At 29.8% G+C, this 15,118-nt stretch carries 12 protein-coding genes; 7 read left to right on the top strand and 5 right to left on the bottom strand.

What is annotated here, in order from left to right; genetic code table 11:
• Positions 1-31: 31 nt before the first annotated feature.
• The 6 genes from ABXT45_RS01580 to ABXT45_RS01555 are packed head-to-tail and all read left to right on the top strand — an operon-like array spanning position 32 to position 7,753.
• Positions 32-442, top strand: coding sequence for an iron-sulfur cluster assembly scaffold protein (locus tag ABXT45_RS01580; protein WP_415313994.1), 411 nt, complete (start codon positions 32-34; stop codon positions 440-442).
• Between the two features lie 30 nt (positions 443-472).
• Positions 473-958: an HPP family protein gene (locus ABXT45_RS01575; protein ID WP_415313993.1), complete on the top strand. Its 486-nt coding sequence runs from the start codon at positions 473-475 to the stop codon at positions 956-958.
• Positions 959-1,003: 45 nt separating this feature from the next.
• On the top strand, positions 1,004-1,846 hold the full coding sequence (fdhD, locus tag ABXT45_RS01570; protein WP_415313992.1) for a formate dehydrogenase accessory sulfurtransferase FdhD: 843 nt from the start codon (positions 1,004-1,006) through the stop codon (positions 1,844-1,846).
• 20 nt (positions 1,847-1,866) lie between these two features.
• Complete coding sequence (locus ABXT45_RS01565) at positions 1,867-3,525, top strand: NADH-ubiquinone oxidoreductase-F iron-sulfur binding region domain-containing protein (RefSeq protein WP_415313991.1); 1,659 nt, start codon at positions 1,867-1,869, stop codon at positions 3,523-3,525.
• Entirely contained in the window at positions 3,525-6,293 is a 2,769-nt protein-coding gene (fdhF, locus tag ABXT45_RS01560) for a formate dehydrogenase subunit alpha (protein WP_415313989.1), read from the top strand. Before ABXT45_RS01565 ends, fdhF begins: the two co-directional genes overlap by 1 nt.
• An 8-nt stretch (positions 6,294-6,301) precedes the next feature.
• Positions 6,302-7,753 (top strand): protein adenylyltransferase SelO, encoded by a 1,452-nt coding sequence (locus ABXT45_RS01555; RefSeq protein WP_415313988.1) that lies wholly within the window; start codon positions 6,302-6,304, stop codon positions 7,751-7,753.
• Positions 7,754-7,757: 4 nt separating this feature from the next.
• Here the strand turns inward: ABXT45_RS01555 and ABXT45_RS01550 are convergent, their stop codons facing one another.
• Both ABXT45_RS01550 and ABXT45_RS01545 read right to left on the bottom strand, forming a co-directional pair.
• Positions 7,758-8,861, bottom strand: a complete 1,104-nt coding sequence (locus ABXT45_RS01550) for an NAD(P)/FAD-dependent oxidoreductase (protein ID WP_415278585.1) — start codon at positions 8,859-8,861, stop codon at positions 7,758-7,760.
• Positions 8,862-8,863: 2 nt separating this feature from the next.
• Positions 8,864-9,331, bottom strand: coding sequence for a TspO/MBR family protein (locus ABXT45_RS01545; RefSeq protein ID WP_415313987.1), 468 nt, complete (start codon positions 9,329-9,331; stop codon positions 8,864-8,866).
• 21 nt (positions 9,332-9,352) lie between these two features.
• Here ABXT45_RS01545 and ABXT45_RS01540 point away from each other — a divergent pair, with 21 nt between their 5' ends.
• A complete protein-coding gene (locus ABXT45_RS01540) occupies positions 9,353-10,114 on the top strand; it encodes an SDR family NAD(P)-dependent oxidoreductase (RefSeq protein WP_415313985.1) in 762 nt (253 codons plus the stop codon).
• Here ABXT45_RS01540 and ABXT45_RS01535 read toward each other — a convergent pair.
• The 3 genes from ABXT45_RS01535 to putA form a co-directional block, all read right to left on the bottom strand.
• Positions 10,111-10,659, bottom strand: coding sequence for a DUF3833 domain-containing protein (locus ABXT45_RS01535; RefSeq protein ID WP_415313983.1), 549 nt, complete (start codon positions 10,657-10,659; stop codon positions 10,111-10,113). The genes ABXT45_RS01540 and ABXT45_RS01535 overlap by 4 nt on opposite strands.
• Before the next feature lie 13 nt (positions 10,660-10,672).
• On the bottom strand, positions 10,673-11,851 hold the full coding sequence (locus ABXT45_RS01530; protein ID WP_415313981.1) for a class I SAM-dependent methyltransferase: 1,179 nt from the start codon (positions 11,849-11,851) through the stop codon (positions 10,673-10,675).
• A 120-nt stretch (positions 11,852-11,971) separates the two neighbouring features.
• Positions 11,972-15,007, bottom strand: a complete 3,036-nt coding sequence (putA, locus tag ABXT45_RS01525) for a bifunctional proline dehydrogenase/L-glutamate gamma-semialdehyde dehydrogenase PutA (protein WP_415313979.1) — start codon at positions 15,005-15,007, stop codon at positions 11,972-11,974.
• Between the last annotated feature and the right edge of the window lie 111 nt (positions 15,008-15,118).

Here is a 15,118-nt window from a genome sequence, read left to right as displayed (position 1 = left end):
AAAACATTAATCTCTTAATTAAAGAATTATAATGGACTTAGAAATTTTAGAAATTGCATCTAATACCGAAAACCACAAAGTGGTTAAGAATCATACACATCAATCAAAGAACAAAAACCCATTATGCGGTGATGAAATGGAAATTAGCTTAATAGTCAAAGACAATATAGTTCAAGATGTGGGGTATCAATGTAGGTCATGCGTGTACTGTCAAGCCTCAGTTAGTTTGCTTTCGAGATGGGTTATGCAGGTACCAATAGAGAAAATTTCAGATTTTGTCTTAAATGCAGAACTTTTCTTTGATAAAAATTTTGATCAATTGAAAAAAATTAATATAAAAAATTTAAATGATTTTAAAAAAATAATGAATCCAGAAAATATTTCTAGAAAAGAATGTTTATTACTTCCTTTTAAAACTATTTCAAAAGCCCTAAAGCTTTAAGAATAACACTAACAATATAAATAAAAGAATATGATAAATACAATAAAAGAAAACTTTAACAGAGCTCTATATGCTTTAATATTTTCAATAATCACAATTGGTACCCTTTCATTCTTAAGTTTTGAAACTTCCTATGGGTTATTTTTAGCTGGATCATTTGGATCTTCTATGGTTCTACTTTTTGGGTATCCTGAAAGTCCATTTGCTCAACCCAAAAATGTTTTTTTTGGACACTTGGTAACATCTATAGTTGGTGTATTAATTTTAAAATTTTTACCAGTTGATCAATTTTTACAAATAGCTATTGCTGTAGGTCTTGGTATTTTTGTAATGATACTGCTTGGTGTAACCCACCCACCAGCAGGAGGAAATCCTATTGTTATAATACTTGGTGCAGTTTCATATGATTTTTTATTAAACCCGATTATTTTTGGTTCTATAATAATAATTGTTTATGCGGTTATTCTAAATCGTTTCATATTAAAGAAAAACTACCCAAGTAGTTGGAAAAGCTAATCTTTTCGTTGTTTCAAATTTAGCCAGTTTAAATATACTAGCTAAATGAATTCTAATTATAAAGTCATAAAATTTAGATCTAATAACTCGAAAGAGGTTAACGATCTAGTATCTATTGAAGAACCACTTCAAATAATACTTAAATATAAAGATAAAGAAAATTGGATAGAAAATACTATATCCATTACGATGAGAACACCTGGAGATGATGAGAATTTAGTTACTGGCTTTCTTTTTAATGAAAGAGTAATTGAAAAAATTAGCCATATAGAAAATATTGAAGCTAGTGGTGAGGCTGTTGGGCAATATAAATTACAAAATAAAGTTATTATTACAATAAATAATTCTGAGAATATAGATATTGATAAAATTAAAAGAAATTTTTTGACTAATTCCTCATGTGGGGTGTGCGGGAAAACATCTCTTGAATCCTTAGAAATTATTAAGAAAGATAAAATATTAAAATCTATCCCTAAAATATCTCATGAAATTATAATGAAATCTCCAGATATATTAAGACAAAACCAATCTGAGTTTTCAAAGACGGGTGGCATTCATGCTAGTGGGTTATTTAATGCGAATGGAGAAATTATTGCCTTAAAAGAAGATGTAGGACGACATAATGCTTTAGACAAACTAATTGGATTTGTCTTAAAAGAAAATTTACTTGATAATAGTTCTCAATTTCTAACCTGCTCTGGAAGACTAAACTTTGATCTTGTGCAAAAGGCTCTCATGGCGAATATAGGCGTCTTAATTGGTGTGGGTGCGCCAACCAGTCTCGCTATAGATTTGGCTAATAAGTTTGACATGACATTAGTTGGTTTTGTAAAAGAGGATAGCTTTAATATTTATAGTAATAATGAGAGAATTATAATAAAAAATTAAAAATTTTAATAGGGTAAAATGTGTCAAAAAATATAAGTAACTTATCAGGTAGAATTGGTTTAAAGAAAAATCTATTTGAGAAAATCTCTGAAAGATCCCTAAACTCTAAAGGTGCAAGTGGCATTCAAGAAATAGCTAATGAATATCATATGGGTGTATCTACTATTCATGGTGCAGAAAGTTTTTATGAATTTTTAAGGCCATCTCATAGAGCAAAAAAAGCCTTTGTTTGTAATGGAAGTGCTTGCATGTGTTCTGGAACACAAGAACCTCTAAAGAAAAAATTAAAAGAAAAATTAGGTGATGACAAGGTTGGTGAAATGTTTTGTCTTGGTCACTGTTATGAAAATAAAGCGTTTCATTATGATGGTGAAAACTATGCTGGGAATGACATTGATAAAATTGATGAAATAATTAAAGGAGATAAAATTGAACAAGAAAAATTTTTCTCAAAAAGTTTTGCTTCAACTAGTTTTTTAATGGATGATAAGCTTTCAAATTTAGATCAATTTAAAGATGTTTTAAATAAATTTATCAATACAGATAAACATGAAATTATAAAATCATTACTAGATTCAAATTTAACAGGCAGAGGTGGTGCTGGTTTTCCAGCTGGAATGAAATGGGATTTTTGTAGAAAAGCAGAATCTGAAAAAAAATATGTTATCTGCAATGCTGACGAAGGAGACTCTGGCGCATTTTCTGATAGATACTTATTAGAAGATCAGCCACTAAAAGTATTATTTGGAATGATCATCTGTGGTTATGTTATTGGAAGTGACGAGGGTGTTTTATATATTAGAGGAGAATATCCAAAATCTATTGAAGCTATAAATGGATGCATTAATTCTTTAAAAAAAGAAGGCCTGTTAGGTAAAAATATTCTTGGAACAAATTTTTCTTTTGATCTAAATATTTGTATAGGACAAGGAGCGTACATATGTGGAGAAGAAACTGCTTTAATTGCATCAATTGAAGGAAGAAGAGCAGAAGTTGATGTCAGACCACCCTTCCCTGTTACTGAAGGACTTTATAAAAAACCAACAGTTGTTAACAATGTTGAAACTTTAGCTGCTGCTACTGGTATACTCATTAATGGAGCAGAAAAATTTGCTGTAATTGGTAATAAAAAGTCAGCAGGTACAAAACTAGTTTGTTTTGATAGTTTTTTTAATAATCCTGGTGTTTACGAAGTCGAAATGGGAACTCCAATGAAAAAAGTTTTGAACGATATTGGTGGAGGTTTTAAAGAACCTATTAAAGCACTACAAATTGGTGGCCCATTAGGTGGAGTTATTCCAATTTCTGAAGTAGAAAAATTAAATCTAGATTTTCAGGAATTTACTGCTGCTGGTTTCATGTTGGGACACGCAAGTATAGTAAGTATTCCAAAAGACTTCCCAATGGTTGACTATATTCATCATTTATTTGAATTCACAGCTGAAGAATCATGTGGAAAATGCTTCCCAGGTAGACTTGGATCTTACAGAGGTAAGGAAATGTTTGATCAAGCAAAGAATAAAACTGCTAAAATTCCATTAAAGCTATTAAATGAACTGCTAGTAACAATGAAAAAAGGCTGTTTATGTGCTTTATGTGGTGCAATACCTACACCTATCATGAACATACTAAAATATTTTGGTGATGAAATGAAGGATGATATGGTCAAAGATAATTAATGAGCTCAGAAAAAAGAAAAATTGCATATATAGATGGTAAGCCATATGAAATTGGTCCTAACCATACTTCTGTTTTAAAATTTGTAGAAAGTTATCTTGGTGAAAAAAAGGTTCCTGCTTTATGTAACGATCCAAACTTAGCACCATATGGAGCTTGTAGAGTTTGTTCAGTTGAGGTTGCTTTAGTTAAAGATGGTCCGACTAAAGTTGTAGCCTCATGTCATACACCAGTTGGTGAAAACCAATATATTTTTACAAACAATGAAAATTTAACAGCTTTAAGAAAAAATATTGTAGAACTAGTTTTAACCGACCATCCAATGGAATGTGGAACTTGTGAGGTTAATAATAACTGTGAACTTCAAGATGTTGCTAATGATTTAGGTATATCAGATCATAGATATAATGTGCCAAAACAACATAAAGGTATTCCAAGAGACACCTCTCATGATTACATGAGAATGAATTTAGATAACTGCATTAATTGTGGAAGATGTGTCAGAGCTTGTGATGAAATTCAAGGTTCATTTGTTTTAACAATGAGTGGAAGAGGATTTGAATCTAAGATTACAACAGATAATGATGCATTATTTGGGGACTCGTCTTGTGTATCTTGTGGAGCTTGTGCACACACTTGCCCAACAGATGCTATCTCAGATGTATATCAATCTAAATCAGTTGCTGTTGATGAAAAAGTAAGAACGACTTGTTCTTATTGTGGAGTTGGTTGTAATCTAGAAGCTTCAATTAAAGATAATAAAGTCGTTGCAATTTCTACTCCTAAAGAATCTGAAGTTAACGCAGGTCATACTTGTATTAAAGGAAGATATGCTTTTGGATTTTATGATCATCCTGACAGATTAAAAACTCCTTTAATTAAAAGGAATGGAAAATTTGAAGAAGCGTCATGGGATGAGGCGTATGATTTTATTAAAAAAGAATTAAATAGAATTACCAAAGCTAATGGACCAGATGCAGTTGCTGGTATTTCTTCAGCAAGATGTACTAATGAAGAAAATTATGTTTTCCAAAAAATGATTAGAGCAGCAATAGGAACTAATAATATTGATTGCTGTGCAAGAATTTGTCACTCACCTACTGCGTGGGGAATGCAACAAACATTTGGAACTGGAGCAGCTACAAATTCTACAGAAGATATTTACCATGCAGATTTATTTATGGTTATTGGAGCAAATCCAACAAATGCTCACCCAGTTACAGGTGCTAAAATTAAGCAACAAGTAATGAAAGGTAAGAAATTAATTGTATTAGATCCAATTACTACTGAGCTTGCTAAACTTGCTGATTATCATATTAAACTTAGACCAGGAACAAATGTAGCCATATTAAATATGATGTTGCATTATATATTGAAAGCAAACCTTTATGACAAAGACTTTGTCAGAGATAGAACTGAAGGTTTTGCAAATTTCATTAAAGAAATTGAGAGACAAGATATGGATCATTTAGCGAAAGTTGCTGGTGTTGATAAACAGTTAGTTAAAGAAGCTGCAATTGCTTATGCAACTGCAAAAAACTCTATGGAATTCCATGGTTTAGGAGTTACAGAACAGGAGCAAGGATCTAAAACAGTAATGTTAATTGCTGATCTTGCAATGATTACAGGAAATATTGGTAGAAGAGGTGTTGGTGTTAATCCATTAAGAGGACAAAATAATGTCCAAGGTGCAGCTGATATGGGTTGTCAACCTCATCAAGGAGCTGGTTACTTTGAAGTGGCTGATGAAAAAGTTCAAAATTTCTACACTGAAAAATATGGAGTAGTACACCCAACAAAAGCAGGATTAAAAATTCCTGAAATGTTTGATGGGGCAATTAATAAAGATGTTAAAGCTGTCTGGATCATTGGAGAAGATATAGTTCAAACAGATCCTAACAGTGCACATGTTGTAGATGCTATGAATTCACTTGAGCTTTTAGTTGTACAAGAAATTTTTATGAGTGAGACAGCAAAACTTGCAACAGTAGTATTACCTGGAACAACTTTCTTAGAAAAAAATGGAACTTTTACTAATACAGAAAGAAGAATTCAAAGAGTAAATCGAGCCGTACCTCCTTTGCCTGGTACTAAAACAGATGGAACAATTGTAACAGACATGATGCAAAAATTAGGCTTTGATCAACCTGAATATGATGCCGATCAAGTTCTTGCAGAAATAGCTGATGTGGTTCCTTTCTTTAAAGGTGTAACAAGAGAAAGACTTGGTAAAATGGGATTACAGTGGCCAGTACAAGAAGATGGTACAGATACACAAATCTTACATGAAAAAAAATTCAAATTAGGAAAAGGACAACTTAAAAATTTTGATTGGAAAGAATCTAATGAGATAGCTACGAATAAAAAAGATTATCCATTGATTTTAACAACTAGTAGAGTTCTTCAACATTATAATGCAGCTACTATGACAAGACGTACTAAAAATATTAATATAGTTTCTGAAGATTTATTACTAGTTCACCCTAATGATGCTAAAAAAAGAGAATTAAGTACTGGTGATATTGGTAGACTTTATTCTGGCAGAGGTGAAGTAGCTTTAAAAGTAGAGGTAACAGATAAAGTTAAAGAAGGAATTGTATTTACAACATTCCATTTTCCAGAACATATGGTTAACATGGTAACTGGTCATGGAAAAGATGAAGAGACAATGTGTGCAGAATACAAAGTTTCTTCTGTAGAAATTCAAAAAATATCCAATCAATTTAAAACTGTTGTTGAGCCTAAAGAGAATCAAGCAGAAGTTAACTAATCGATAAAATGACAATTGGTTGGCATTTTGATAATAGTTATTCGAGATTACCAAAAACATTCAAAGAAGATATCAACCCTGTTGCTGTAAATGCACCAGAAATATTAATATTAAATAAAGATCTAGCAAATAAATTAGATCTAGATTTTTCAGATGTTAATGATGAAGGTTTATCAAAAATTTTTTCAGGAAATATGTTACCTGAAGGATCTAACTCTATAGCGCAAGCCTACGCTGGTCATCAATTTGGTCATTTTACAATGCTTGGTGATGGAAGAGCTGTTTTAATCGGTGAACACTTGACCAAAAGTAATGAGCGATTTGATATACAATTCAAAGGCTCTGGTAGAACCCCATTCTCACGAAGTGGTGATGGTAGGGCTGTTTTAGGCCCAATGTTGAGAGAATATATAATAAGTGAAGCAATGCATTCTTTAAAAATACCTACTACTAGAAGTTTAGCAGTAGTTAAAACTGGTGAAGATGTGGTTAGGGAACAAATTTCACAAGGTGCAATTCTTACAAGGGTGGCATTAGGCCATCTAAGAGTTGGAACATTTCAATACATTGCTGCAAAACAAAATATTAGTGATTTAGAAATTTTGATTAATTACACAATTGAAAAATACTACCCCAATATAAAAACATCAAAAAATAAAGCATTAGACTTACTAAATGTTTTAATCAAAAAACAAACTGAACTTGTAATTGACTGGATGCGTGTCGGTTTTATTCATGGAGTTATGAATACTGACAATATGACCATATCTGGTGAAACAATAGATTATGGTCCCTGTGCATTTATGGATACTTATGACCCTAAAACAATTTTTAGTTCAATAGATCAATTAGGTAGATATGCCTATGATAATCAACCAAAAATTACCAAATGGAATTTAACAAGATTTGCTGAATGTCTTATTCCACTAATTAGCAAAAATGAAGATGAAGCAATTAAATTAGCTACAGATGCTTTAGATAAATTTGAACAAAATTATGAAACAAAATGGTTAAATATGATGAGAGATAAACTCGGATTATATGGTGAAGATAAAGAAGATAAAAATTTGATTATGGAGTTATTAAATTGGATGCAAAAAAATAAAGCAGATTATACAAATACCTTTATTTTTTTAACGGATAAGACAATTAAAAATTCTGAAGTTTATGATAATGCAGATTTTAATTTATGGAAAATTAAATGGGTGAAAAGATTAGCAATGTTTAATAGTTCACATGATAAATCTATGGAATTAATGAATTCTTCTAATCCAATGGTAATACCTCGTAATCATAAAGTGGAAGAAGCTTTAACATTAGCAAGTAATGGTGATTTAACATTGTTTAATAGGTTAATAAAAATATTAAAAAATCCTTATACAGTTAATAGCAATGATTTAGAATTTATGTCACCTGCTCCACACAGCGATAAGAAATATCAAACTTTTTGTGGAACTTAACTCGTTATAATACGTAAGGTTCTGGTCTAGCTTCTTTACTAAATATTCTTTCAACATTAAAAGCGCTTACATCTATAGTTTGATAAGAACCTGTTGTTATAAGTTCTGTCAAAGCTCTACCAATGCCAGGTGCTTGTTGTAATCCTCTTCCTGTGAAACCCGAAGCCATATATACATTTTCGTATTTAGGATGCTTACCCACAATAGCATTACTGTCTAGTTGGTTATGATCATAAAATCCTGCCCAAGCACCAGTTAATTTAAGCTCTTCAAACATTGGAATTCTTTTTGCTAAAGCTGGCCATACCAACTCCTCAAAGTCGTCCCAAGCAGGTTCAAGATTTGTTGCATCAAAAGTAGATTTTGGAGAACCAGCTAAATATTCTTTACCCTCTGGCCTCCAATAAACACCTGTTGTTAAATCAGCAGATAAAGGCATTTCAGATATATACGTTGGGCACTTAACTCTGAAAACAGTGTGTTTTTGTGGAATAACAGGAATATCATTTAATATTTTTTTAGTCCAACAACCTGCAGCAGAAATAATTATCTTAGCATTAATTTCTGATATTTCTTTTACTTCTCCCTTAATAAATTCAGCCCCAAGTTCTGTGGCCTTGCTTTTTAAAGCACCGTGAAACATAAAAGGATCAATCCAACCCTCACTTTTATCATCTGTATAAGTGGCAGTTTCTATACCTTCATCGTTAATGTAAGAAAAAACCTTGGATAATTCTGAACCTTTTATATTTTTTGTTCCAGCTCCACACTCTTTATGGTTTTCTAACGCTCTATACTGTTCCTCTGCATGCTCAGGTCCAAACATTAATAAGTAACCATTTGGTACCATACTAGCTGTAGGGTTAGGATTTTTTTTAGTTTTGAGTAATTCTGGTATTTGAAAAATAAAATCTCTTGCAAATTTACCTAACAAAATATTTTCTTTTTGAAAAAATTGTCTCCTAAAGCCACCCAGGGATAAAGGGAATGAGGCTTCTTTGTATGATGGATCTTTTTCTATAACTTTAACTTTTCGACCTTCTTTAGATAGAAAATAAGCTGTCGCAACTCCAATGATACCACCGCCAATTATTACAACATCGTCCATAATTAATTTAAAATAAATAAACTTAAGTTAAGAAATAATGCGTAAAAACACCAAAGTAAATAAGGAATCATTAAATAATAACTTACTAAAGTTATTTTCTTAAATCTTTGCATTAATAAAACTATTAAAGCTATTAAAATAATTAAAATTAGTAATGCTAATAAAATTTTATGAAAAACAAAAAATACTATACTCCAAGTTGTATTAAAAATTAAATGAACGATATAAATATAAATCGTATCTATGTCTCTTTTTTTACTATGCCAAAAAGACCATATGGCAATAGTCATCATTAAATATAGTGTTGTCCAAACAGGTGCAAAGATCCAGCTTGGTGGATTGTATGATGGCTTTATCAATAATGAATACCAAGGCTCTTTAAATCCAATAGTTGCAATACCGCCAATAACAGATGCCGAGTAAGTTATTATTGCAAATAATAAAAAAGATAAAAATTTGTTTTTTAACATAATCATATTATACATTACTTAATGAATGATAAAAAAGTAATTTGGATCACTGGCGCTAGTAGTGGAATTGGTAGGTCTTTAGCTCTAAAATTTGCTAAAGAAGGATGGACAGTTGCTGCCTCAGCTAGACGAGAAAACTTATTACAAGAGTTGCATACTGAGAATGAAAATATCCATTCATTTCCTTTAGATGTTACAAATACAGAACAATGTAAAGCTGTCTTCAATGATATTGTAAAAAAATTTGAAAATATTGAAATTTGTGTGTTTGGTACCGGGATACATGATCCAAAATCTGAAAAAAAATTTAACTTAGATAAAATAAGAAAAATTATGGAAGTAAATTACTTTGGTACAATGAATTCTATCAACGCAATTTATGAATATTATAATAATAAAAAAGGTGGTCAAATATCTATAATTTCTTCAGTTGCTGGTTATAGAGGGTTACCTGCAGCTGGAGGTTATTGTGCATCAAAGTCTGCACTTACAAGTTTTGCAGAAAGTTTATATTTTGAAATGAAAAGAGTAAACGTGCGTGTTTCCCTAATAAGCCCTGGGTTCATTAAAACACCAATGACTGACCAGAATGATTTTCCTATGCCCATGATAAAGTCACCAGAATTTGCTGCAGAACAAATCTATATTGGTTTAATCAAAAATAAAGGATTTGAAATCCATTTTCCAAAAGCTTTTACCTTTATAATGAAAACTCTAAGAATGCTTCCAAGTAGCTGGTATTTTAAGATAGTTGAAAAAGGTATGAAAAAAATTGACTACTAATTTTTCTTAAAGAATACCGTCAACTCACCCACTTTAAATCCAAATTTTGTTAATGTGGCTCTATTGATAGCAACCTCTTCGTCTTGTTTAAAAATCCAATCATCAAATGAAACTTTAATATTCTTTCCTTTAAAAGGGACCATTAAATCATATTCAAATTTAAAGGCAGATCCATATTGAAACCCTTTAGCAGTTCCTACAACATCAGGTGCAGATCCTTCATAGTAATTTTGATCAATTTTTTTGATTTTCCATATTCGGTTTTGTTTTTCACCGTCTGTCCAATAGAAATCCTCTTTAAGAGTTAAGATATCACCCTCAAAACTACCAAACATATCAGCTTTAAATTGTCTAGTAACCTTGCCACTTCGATCTTGTAATAGACCCCATGCTTTAACAGGACCTTCAAAGTATTTCTCTATAGTCATTGACGGTTCTGTATTTTTAAAATCTGTTGGTTTCATAGAGTTATTGTTTATACAACTTGCCATAAAGAATAAAGCAATTATTAATACCGTTAATTTAAATTTCTTAAAGTTTATCATGTCTCTCCTATTGTTATTTATTTTGTAATGAAAATTGAATTAGATCTATATTCTTTGATTTAAAGCCAGCCTCACAATAAGACAGGTAAAATTCCCACATTCTTTTAAATGTTAAATCAAAACCTTGCTCTTTAATCAAATCCCACTTTTTATTAAATATCTCTCTCCAAATAATCAAAGTATCAGAGTAATGATTGGCATATGAATTGTATTCATCAAACTTTAAACCATTAGTATCAACATAATTTTGTAATTCATTTCTAGAAGGTAAAAAACCTCCAGGAAAAATATATTTTTGGATAAAGTCCTGTTTATTTTTATATCTATCAAACAAGCTATCATCGATAGTTATAGCTTGAATACCCACTGTGCCTGATGAAGTTAGATTATTCTTGATTGTGTTAAAATAGCTATCTAAATAGTTTTGTCCTACTGCCTCTATCATTTCTATAGATGCTATATGATCATATTTACTCTTTAAATCTCTATAATCTTTTATTTCAATATTTACTTTTTCATTAAGTCCACATTTATGGATTCTTTCTTTTGCAAATTCAAATTGCTTTTTTGAAATGGTGATACAATCTAATTTAACATCATAATTAGTGCCCAGGTATTCTGCAAATCCACCCCAACCACAACCAATTTCTAAAATTTTACTTCCATTTGTTGGTTTTAAAAGATCAATCAATTTTTGGTATTTATTATTCTGAGCGTTGAAAAGATCTTGCTTAGGGTTCTCAAATATAGCGCTGGAATAAGTTAAGGTTTTATCAAGCCATAAAGAAAAGAAATCATTTCCCAAATCATAGTGTTTTGCGATGTTTTCTTTACTTCGGTTTTTGGTATTTTTTATAATTTTATTTTTTAAAAAATTAATGAATGGTAAATCAAAAATACCTGAAAATTTATAAATAACATTTATATTTTTTGCAGTTAACTCAATTAAATCAGATAGGTTATTTGTTATAAAAAAATCTTTCATATAAGATTCACCTAATCCAACACTGCCACTTTTAATCAGATTATAATTAAGGCTTTCATCTTTAATTTCTAAGAAAACTTTTAAATTATCATCTGGATTACCAAATTTTAAAACTTCTCCATTAACCTTTTTAATTTCAAGAAAACCATACTTAATATTTTTTAATGCACTAAATACGATTGAATCTGAAATTTTATAAATTAACATTAATTCTTAATATATTTTTTAATTTTTATTTAAATGGAAACTTAATTCTTTTTATTTAAAAATTAAATGACGCAAAATTGCAGATAAAGTAAAAGGTTTAAGATAATTTATTAGTAAAGTTTAGTCATCAACTTCAGCTAATAAGGATGCATTACCACCCATAGCTGCTGTGTTATTTGATATACTTTGTTCATAACATAGTCTTTTCAGGTATTCAGGGCCCCCTGCCTTAGGTCCTGTTCCAGATTTTTCAAAACCCCCAAATGGCTGTACACCAACAACGGCTCCAATCATATTTCGATTAATATAAATGTTTCCAACTTCTGCTTTGGAAATGATTTTATCAATAGTTTTATCTAATCTACTGTGGATACCTAATGTTAAACCAAAACCTAAATCATTAATGTCATCAATTAATTCATTTAATTCTGAAGCTTTATATTTAACAATATGTACTACAGGACCAAAAACTTCATTTTTTAAATCACTTAATTTTTTTATTTCTATTAAAGTTGGTGGAATGAAATATCCTAAACCATTTTGAAAATTTGTTTGATAAACATTATCAAAATTATCAATATGTTTTTTTATACTGTTGTAAGCCTCCTCATCAATTACTGGTCCAATATCTGTTGAAAGTTTTTCTGGGTTTCCAATATTTTGAGTATTCATTGCACCAATTAATGTATATTTAATTTTTTTGTACACATTTTCTTCTACGCATAAAATTCTACAAGCTGAACATCTTTGTCCGGCACTATCAAATCCTGAATTCACAACATCTTTAACAACATGTTCTGGTAAAGCTGAGCTATCAACAATCATGCAATTTAAACCACCTGTTTCTGCAATAAAATTAGTAATACTCTCTTGTTTTTGTAAGTTTGATTGGATAATTTTTGCTGTATTTAGAGAGCCAGTAAATAAAACATTTCTAAGTTTTTTATCATTAATAACTTTGTTGGAAATTAATGCACCGTCACCCAAGATCAATGCAATTGAATTTTTAGGTAGTCCTGCTTTTAATAAAAGTTTAATTATAAAATATGCTGCATAAGAGGATTGTTCTGCAGGTTTAGTTAAAACAACATTACCAGTAATTAGTGCAGCTATTGTTTGACCTACAAAAATTGCTATAGGGAAATTCCATGGGCTAATTACTAAAGTTAATCCCTTTCCTATTAATCTATATCTATTAAGTTCACCTGTTGGCCCTTTAAGAATTTGTTCTTTAAATATTAAGTTTGCTTCATTAGAATAGTACCTGCAAAAATCAACAGCCTCTCTAATTTCAGCTATAGAATTTTTAATACTTTTGCCAGATTCTTGTGCACAAATTTCAATAATTTCCTTAAAATTTTCTTCAATTAAATTAGCAAAATTTAAAATAATTTCTGATTTTTTTTTAATTGGAAAATCTTTCCACGATATAGAGTAATCTTTGAGGTTATTAATTGCTTCATCTACAATTTGATCTGTAGCAAAATATTTTGAACCTAATAAGGTAAAATCACTTGGTGAAATAATATCTAATTTTTTATCAGATTTTATGTCTTCACCATTTATAATTGAAAATGCATTTATATTATTTAGTTTTTTTATAACTTTATAATTATTAATTACAGATTCTTCACTTATATCCAGACCTTTTGAATTATCTCTATTGCCCAAAATATTCATTGGTAAAGGAATTTTGTCAGTTTTTAACTTATCTAGCTTCAAAAATGGTGATTGAATCAATTTATCAATATCAAAATTTTTGGATTTTAGTTGATGAATAAAAGAGGTATTTGCACCATTTTCTAATAATCTTCTAACTAAGTATGGCAACAAATCCTTATAGCCTCCTACTGGAGCATATACTCTACATTTAAAATCAGGTTTATTTTCTAAAAATGAATATATCTCATCACCCATCCCATGCAATTTTTGGAATTCAAAATTAGTGTTTTTAAATAGAGTATGAATATAAGAAATACTATGTGCGTTATGAGTGGCAAATTGTGAAAAGATATTTTTATTTACTAATAGTTTATGTGCACAAGCTAGATAAGATATGTCTGTAGCAAATTTCTTAGTAAAAACAGGGTAGTTTTCAAAACCTTCTTCTTGAGCGATTTTGATTTCTGTATCCCAATAAGCACCTTTGACTAATCTAATATTAATTTTTTTATCAACACTTTGTAAATAATCATTGAGCCAATCTAATAAGAAAAATGTTCTTTTTTGATATGCTTGAATAGCAAATCCAAAACCGTGATAAACATTGTCAATTAATTTGCTTTCAATAATATCTTTAAACATGAAAAGTGATAAATTTAATCTATCAGCTTCCTCAGCATCAATACAAATATCTACTTTATTTTCTCTACCTAATTCCACAAGTTTAAAAATTTTTGGTAATAGTTCTTTTTTTAGTAAATCAAATTTGTTTCTTTCGTATCTTGGATGTAATGAAGATAGCTTAATTGAAATACTTTTTTTATGTGGATTTAAACTTTTTCCTGTTTGTAAAATAGCTTCTTCATATTGGCTGTAATATCTTTCTGAATCTTCATAAGTTACTGCTGCTTCACCAAGCATATCAAATGAAAAAGTGTATTTATTATTTTTTTTATTATCACTTTGTTTAATTGCTTTTTTTATATCTCGCTCAAATACAAATTGTTTAGCTAAAATATTTATTGCTTGTTTAATGGCATTTCTTAATAATGGTCCAGATAGATTTTTAACCATCTTGACTAAAATATTTTTATTTTCTTGAGGTTTTTCTTCTACTATTTTTCCTGTTAACAAAAACGCTATAGAAGAAATGTTTACGAAAACATCATTTTCATTCTTTATGTGTTTATTCCAATCTCCAATAGGAATTTTATCTTCAATTAAATCATTTATAGTTGCGGCATCTGGTATTCTAAGTAATGCTTCTGCTAAACACATTAAAACAACACCTTCGTTACTGGTCAATGAAAACTCATGTATTAATTTAGCAAATGAGCTTATTTCTTTATAATTTATTGCGCTGTCTATGATTTCACGTGAAAGGTTATCAATTTTACTGTGATTAATTTCTGAAAAGTTTCCAATAGTTTTTATTAAATGGTTATTAACCAATGAAGCTTGGTCAGTATATTTGTGTTTGAATATATTATTCATAATAAATAACTTTGTTGATAAATTACTAGAAAATTAGACTAAAATGACTAAAAATAATTACTGTATTAATGTAAATAAAAGAATTAATTACTAATTAATATATTTTTAATA

This window comes from Candidatus Pelagibacter sp. Uisw_106, from assembly GCF_047724975.1.
Taxonomy (GTDB): domain Bacteria; phylum Pseudomonadota; class Alphaproteobacteria; order Pelagibacterales; family Pelagibacteraceae; genus Pelagibacter.
This window is presented reverse-complemented; position numbering and strand designations above follow the sequence as displayed.